This window comes from Hespellia stercorisuis DSM 15480, assembly GCF_900142165.1.
Taxonomy (GTDB): domain Bacteria; phylum Bacillota; class Clostridia; order Lachnospirales; family Lachnospiraceae; genus Hespellia; species Hespellia stercorisuis.
Genome location: NZ_FQZY01000119.1, coordinates 1 through 6,679, shown reverse-complemented (window position 1 = coordinate 6,679; position 6,679 = coordinate 1). Strand labels below are relative to the sequence as shown.

4 protein-coding genes and 2 riboswitches are annotated in these 6,679 nt (G+C 43.6%); all 4 genes read left to right on the top strand.

All coding sequences use genetic code 11. From position 1 onward, the window contains the following. The coding region (locus BUB85_RS20365) for an MSCRAMM family protein (RefSeq protein ID WP_143160818.1) at positions 1–3,040 on the top strand (3,040 nt) is incomplete at its 5' end. Between the two features lie 103 nt (positions 3,041–3,143). Continuing rightward, positions 3,144–3,230: riboswitch (cyclic di-GMP riboswitch) on the top strand. Positions 3,231–3,324: 94 nt separating this feature from the next. Then, positions 3,325–3,411: riboswitch (cyclic di-GMP riboswitch) on the top strand. A gap of 120 nt (positions 3,412–3,531) precedes the next feature. Further along, positions 3,532–4,899 carry a CAP domain-containing protein gene (locus BUB85_RS21840; protein ID WP_073113301.1) on the top strand — a complete coding sequence of 456 codons (1,368 nt, stop codon included), beginning with the start codon at positions 3,532–3,534 and terminating at the stop codon, positions 4,897–4,899. A 120-nt stretch (positions 4,900–5,019) separates the two neighbouring features. Next, complete coding sequence (locus BUB85_RS20355) at positions 5,020–6,051, top strand: glycosyltransferase family 2 protein (RefSeq protein ID WP_073113300.1); 1,032 nt, start codon at positions 5,020–5,022, stop codon at positions 6,049–6,051. 359 nt (positions 6,052–6,410) lie between these two features. Continuing rightward, positions 6,411–6,679, top strand: a 269-nt coding sequence (tnpA, locus tag BUB85_RS22760) for an IS200/IS605 family transposase (protein ID WP_143160817.1), incomplete at its 3' end; no start/stop codon positions are given.

The following is a 6,679-nucleotide window of genomic DNA, read 5'->3' as shown; positions in this document are numbered from 1 at the left end:
GGGAACGTATACCCTGACGGAGACAAATGTACCGGGCGGATATGAGAAGGCAACCGACATCGAGTTTACCGTAGATAAAGACGGAAAAGTTACCGTAGGCGGAGAGAATGTCAACGGAACAGTTACGATGGTCGATAAGTATTCAAACCAGACAGTAAAGGTAAGCAAGACAGACATCAACGGAGAGGAAATCGCCGGAGCAGAACTGAAGATCACGAAGAAGGGTGATACTTCATTCGAGGCAATTACCTGGACATCCGAAGAAGGAAAGACCAAAGAAGTAAGCCTGCAGCCGGGAACGTATATCCTGACGGAGACAACAAGACCAGATGGATATGTGAAAGCAGAGAGCATCACCTTTACCGTAGACAAAGACGGAAACGTGAAAGTGGATGATGAAAAAGTAGATCAGGTAACCATGACTGATGACTACAGCAGTGCAAGCTTCCGCAAGACAGATCTTGCAGGTGAAGAACTGAAAGATGCAAAATTAGAAATCACAGACAGAGACGGAAAACCGGTTAAGGACGTGAAGGGAAATAGTATTGCAAGCTGGATATCAGATGGTGAAAATGCGCATGTGGTTGATGGAATCCTGGATGGAATCTACAAACTGACTGAGATGGCAGCACCGGAAACTTACGATGTAGCAGAATCCATCATATTTGAAATCAAGGATGGGAAAGTGGCTTATATCATAGAGATGATAGACGGTGAAGAGGTTCACACACCGGTGGCTGACAACACAATCATCATGAAGGACCGCCCGATCGGAAGTTTGAACGTAAAGAAATTTGTTATCGCAGCGGGAACAGCAGTAAGCGATGTATTCCACATTACGTTGTTCAAAGATTCAAATTATACAGAGCCGGTAGCAACAAAAGATCTGTGGGTCTACCGCGGTGTACCGGTGAACAAGGATGGTCTGACGTTTGACAGACTGGATCCGGGAACATATTATGTGGCAGAGACGGATGCAGCTGGTCATCCGATAGGAGCAGATGGCAGCACATTTGTTCAGACATATGTTACATATAGTAATACAATCAAAGTAGGAGACGGCGAAGCCTTAAGTGGAGCGGACGCAGGCTACGGAGTATCAGATGTTACACAGGGTGGAACGACAAATGTAATAGTTACCAACATTCCACAGGGAGTTGCGCCGGAAGGCTTTGGCCAGCTTACAGTGACAAAAGAAGTAAAAGATACAGAGAATAATGATGAAAAGGTCAGCAAATCTTTCTACGTAGGATTATTTGATGCGGATGGAAAAGCTGCACTTGACGCAAGAGGAAATGTAATCGCGGTTCAGGAACTTAAACTGGAGAACAGCAGCACGACCACAACGACATTCAAGGCGCTGGATCCGACACGTGTATATTATGTACAGGAGACAGACAAGAATGGCAATATCATGAAATCTACAGATATAAACTTCGCATATGAAATTAAATATACGCAGATTGAAAATGATGAGACGATTGAGTCCGAAGCGATTCAGGTGGTACCTGCACAGCCGTCAGCAATTACAATTACGAACACAGAAAAACCAAGATATGAGACGAATGTCAGCAAAACAGACATCAACGGTGAGGAAATCGCAGGAGCAGTGCTTACGATTACAAAGCATGGTGAGACTGCACCGACCGATACATGGACATCTGTAGCTGGAGAGACTCATGTGACTCATCTGCAGCCGGGCGTATATGTTTTGTCTGAGACAAATGTTCCGGGCGGATATGTAAAAGCAACAGATATTGAATTTACGGTAGATGCTGATGGGAATGTGACGGTAAACGAAGACAGCGTAGATAAGGTTACGATGGTAGATCAGTACAGTACTGCAGTATTTAGTAAAACAGATGTAGCTGGAAATGAACTTGCTGGAGCGACCTTGAAGATCACAGACGAAAACGGAAAGCCGGTACATGATTTCCAGGGAAATGAAATCAAGAGCTGGGTATCTGATGGAACAACACACACAGTAACAGGATTGCCAGATGGCGATTATGTATTTACAGAGATCTCTGCACCAAACGGATATGCAGTCGCAGAATCTATCAGATTTACAATGAAAGACGGACGTGTGGCCGGAACAACGGACAACATCGTGACGATGGTTGACAAGCCGATCGGAAGTCTGAATGTGAAGAAGAGTGTGGTGGGAACACTGGATGATAAAGAAATCAGTGATACATTCTATGTGACATTGTTTGCAGATGCAGACCATACCAAAAAGGTTGGAAAAACACAGGCAATGGAAATCAAAGATGGCAGGCTGATTGGAGACGGAGTGACATTTGAAGGACTGACACCGGGAACTTATTACGTGGCAGAGACTGATAAAAATGGAACACCACTCGGATTGGACGGGGAATCATTTGATTACGGATATGTTGCCTATACCAATGAAATCACAGGTGACGCAAATGCAGCAGGTGTTGTGAACGTGGCACAGGGAAAGACAGCAGAGGTTACCGTGACCAATAAGCCGGAAGGCTACACGTCTCTCGCATTCGGTGAACTGACAGTCACAAAATATGTGAAAGATTCTGCGAAGAATGACAAGAAGGTAAGCGCAACATTCTATGCTGGTTTATTTGACAAAGACGGCAAGAGAGCCGTAGATGGAAACGGAGACGAGATTGCAGTCAAAGAGCTGAAACTGGATAATACCAATAAGGTAAGCGTGCAGTTTAAGGATCTGGATCCGGAAACTGTATATTACGTACAGGAGACAGACAAGGATGGAAAAATCTTATCATCTGACACGGCAGGCTTTGGCTATACAATCCAGATCGGAGACGGAAAAGATGGTGCAAACATCGTGAAGGTCGAAGAGGAAGGAAAAGCGGAAATCGCGATCACGAACACAGAGAAGGCCAGCACAGAGAAGACCGGCACTCCGGGAACAACAGGCAATTCTAACTCAGCAGCTGCAAAGACTGGAGATAAGAATACAGTAATGGGATATGTGATCGCAATGCTCCTTGCATTAGGAGTCGTAGTGGTGGCAATCAGAAGAAGACGGAGAGCTTAACAGACAGATCAAAAAATGCTGTTGAAGTTAAAGGCATAATTGTTGAATTTGAAGGCACAGCATTTGTTGACAAAAAGTAATAATAAAGTTACAATGTAATTACAGATAAAAAGGGCAAACCGGTAGAAATGCCGGGACGCAAAAACATAGGACCTAAGCTGATAACACAGTATGGTAGCCGATTGCATGGGATGTGATTTCATTAGGAATCAAATTGATAGACCCTGAGATCGGAAAGATTTCAGGGTCTTTTTTCAAAAATAAACAGCTTGCATTTACAATAGAATATCAAAGGGCAAACCGGTGGAAATGCCGGGACGCAAAAACATAGGACCTAAGCTGAGCATACAGTATGGTAGCCGATTGCACTGGAAAGTTTATTCACACAGAGATGAGACAACAATGATCTGACAAGACGGTCTCTCTCTCTTAACGAACCTGTAATCGGTAGATTAAAAGAACCGGTTACAGGTTTTTTAGGAGGGATAATTATGAAAGGAAAAAGAATCGTAGAGAAAGCAGTTAAACTTTTGGTAATTGCAATGATGTTCAGTTTCATATTTGGAACATTTACCTCCGAGGCAGCCTGGAAAAAGACATCCGCTGGATATAAATATACGGTTGCTTCGAACAGATATGCGACCGGATGGAAGAAGATCAGTGGAAAATATTATTATTTTGACAAAAAAGGTGTTCGCAAATCCGGATGGCAGACAATCAGTGGAAAGAAGTATTACTTTGGAACAGCCTCAACGGGATATATGAGAACTGGCTGGCAGACAATCAACGGAAAGAAATATTACTTCGGATCCGGTTCAGCAGGATACATGAGAACCGGCTGGCAGACGATCAGCGGAAAGAGATATTACTTTGGAACAGCCTCAACGGGATACATGAGAACCGGTTGGCAGAAGATCAGTGGAAAAACTTATTACTTTGGCGGATCAAAAGACGGAGCAATGAAAAAGAATACATGGGTCACAAGTACAAAATATGTTGGAAGTAACGGAGCATATATTCCGAATTACGCACAGCAGTTAGCAGCCAAGGAGGCGGCAGCGAAAGAGGCAGCGGAAAAGGCGGCTAAGGAGACAGCAGCGAAAGAAGCAACGGAAAAGGCAGCCAAGGAGACGGCAGCGAAAGAAGCGGCAGAAAAGGCGGCCAAGGAGGCGGCAGCGAAAGAAGCAGCGGAAAAGGCAGCCAAGGAGACGGCAGCGAAAGAAGCGGCAGAAAAAGCAGCTAAGGAGGCAGCAGCAAAAGAGGCGGCGGAAAAGGCAGCGCAGGAAGCGGCAGAAAAAGAAGCGGCAGAAAAAGAAGCGGCAGAAAAGGCAGCACAGGAGGCAGCAGCAAAAGAAGCGGCAGAAAAGGCAGCGCAGGAGGCAGCGGCAAAAGAAGCAGCAGAAAAAGCAGCGGAAGAAGAAGCAAAGAAAGCAACTGAGAATCCGGATGCGGGGAATACGGCAGATGACCAGAATCAGGGAGAGAATGAGGATGCGGCATATGACAGAGAAGCGGCAGCGCAGGCATTCGATCTGATTAACGAATACAGAGCATCCCAGGGAAAAGCAGCATTGGAATGGAATGAAGAACTGCTGACGGTATCCGATACGAGAGCATCCGAAGCAGAGTCTTGTCAGGGGCATACCAGACCGGACGGAACCCCATGGTACACCGTATCAGATCTGACAGACGGAGAGAACATTGCATGGGGATACCAGAGTGCAGAGTCACTCCTGGGTGGATGGCAGGGATCTGCAAAACATAATGCAAACCTGCTTGGGGGCTATACATCAGCAGCAATTTCAGCACATGTGTCAGAGAATGGAGTATACTATTGGAGCATGGAGTTCCAATTCTAAGGCAGAAGTCCCGAGTGATAAATTACAAATATGTTTAAGTATTATTAAGAAATCGTTTCTTTCATTTTAAGATGTTCTTTTTATAATAAGAACAACACATATGAAAGGGGCGATTTTTTTATGCAAAAAACAAAATTATTAACGGTCACAGTACCTTGCTACAATTCACAGGATTATATGAGACGATGCGTCGAATCTCTGCTGCCGGCAGGGGAAGAAGTGGAGATTATAATTGTTGATGACGGATCAACGGACGATACGGGCATGATTGCGGATGAATATGCGGAGGTTTTCCCAGATATTGTACGTGCAGTCCATAAAGAAAATGGAGGACATGGTTCCGGTGTGAATGCGGGAATGAGTCTGGCCAAAGGAACCTATTTTAAGGTGGTGGATTCAGACGACTGGCTGGATAAGACTGCTCTGGAACAGTTGATGAGCAAGCTGCGTGAGTTCGAGGGAAAAACGAAGACTCCGGATCTGCTGGTATGTAATTATGTGTATGATCATCTGGAGAAGGAGAAAGCCCATGCCATGAATTACCGTAATATTTTTCCTGAAGAAGAATTGTGCACATGGAATGAAATGGGGCATTTCAGACCGTCCCAGTATTTGATCATGCATGCCCTGATCTATAAAACAGAGGTGCTGAGACGGTCAGACGTACAGTTGCCGGAACATACTTTTTATGTGGATAATATCTTCGCGTATCAGCCGCTGCCGAATGTCAGCAGTATTTATTACATGAATATTGATCTCTATCATTATTATCTCGGAAGGGAGGATCAGTCGGTCAATGAGAAGGTTTTAATGAAGCGGATCGATCAGCAGATAAAGGTCACCAAAATTGTCAGCCGGCTAGTGGACCTGAGAGAAGTAAGAAGAAAATATCCGAAGTTAGCTGCTTACATGTGCAGAAATATCTCGATCATGATGGCGATATCGTCGATTCATCTTTTGATGATTCAAAGTGAAGAAGCTTATCAGAAAAGGCAGCAATTGTGGAATGAGATAAAAAAACAGGACAAGAGGTTATATAAAAAACTAAAGTACGGAACAATCAGTGGTTTTACGTATCTTCCGGGACGCATCGGTGGAAAAGTTACATTATCTGGATACCGGGTGGCCAAAAAGGTGGTTCAGTTCCAATAAATGGAGGAAGACAGGATGAAAAATATATACATTGCTTTTGTGAGCACACCGGGGATATTTGCTTCTGTTATTCGAACCGTATTGAAACAAAAATACGTGCATGTTGCCATATCACTCGATTTAAACTTGAAAACAATGCTGACGCATTCTCGTTACTTGAGTTGTGAGTTAGTCAGCATAAAATAATTATGTGTCTTTCGGCACTTGAGAATTCTATTCATTCTACTTTATCTGTCTTCGAATTGCTGTTGATTCACGATCTTTTACGAACTGATTTCGAACTATTTTATACAGCACGAAGCAGAACGTACATTCGAAAGAATCTTGATTTATATGCTTACATATGGTATTATATGTATATGGAAAAAACATTTGATTTAAACAATATTTCAAAACTTACGTATGGTCGTGGGTATGTCTACTCCTTACAATACCATATTGTCTGGTGTACAAAATATCGTAAACAAATTCTTAAAGATGGAATAGCACAGGAGTGTAAAGACTTGCTTCAGCTTATTGCAGAGCAGTATGCATTTCGGATATTGGCAATGGAGGTCATGCCGGATCATATCCATCTTTTGCTAGATTGTAGACCACAGTTTTTGATTTCAGATATGATCAAGATCAT

Coding starts and splice junctions, on each gene's coding strand:
- BUB85_RS20355 (WP_073113300.1), top strand. CDS start 5,020: ATGCAAAAAACAAAATTATTAACGGTCACAGTACCTTGCTACAATTCA.
- BUB85_RS21840 (WP_073113301.1), top strand. CDS start 3,532: ATGAAAGGAAAAAGAATCGTAGAGAAAGCAGTTAAACTTTTGGTAATT.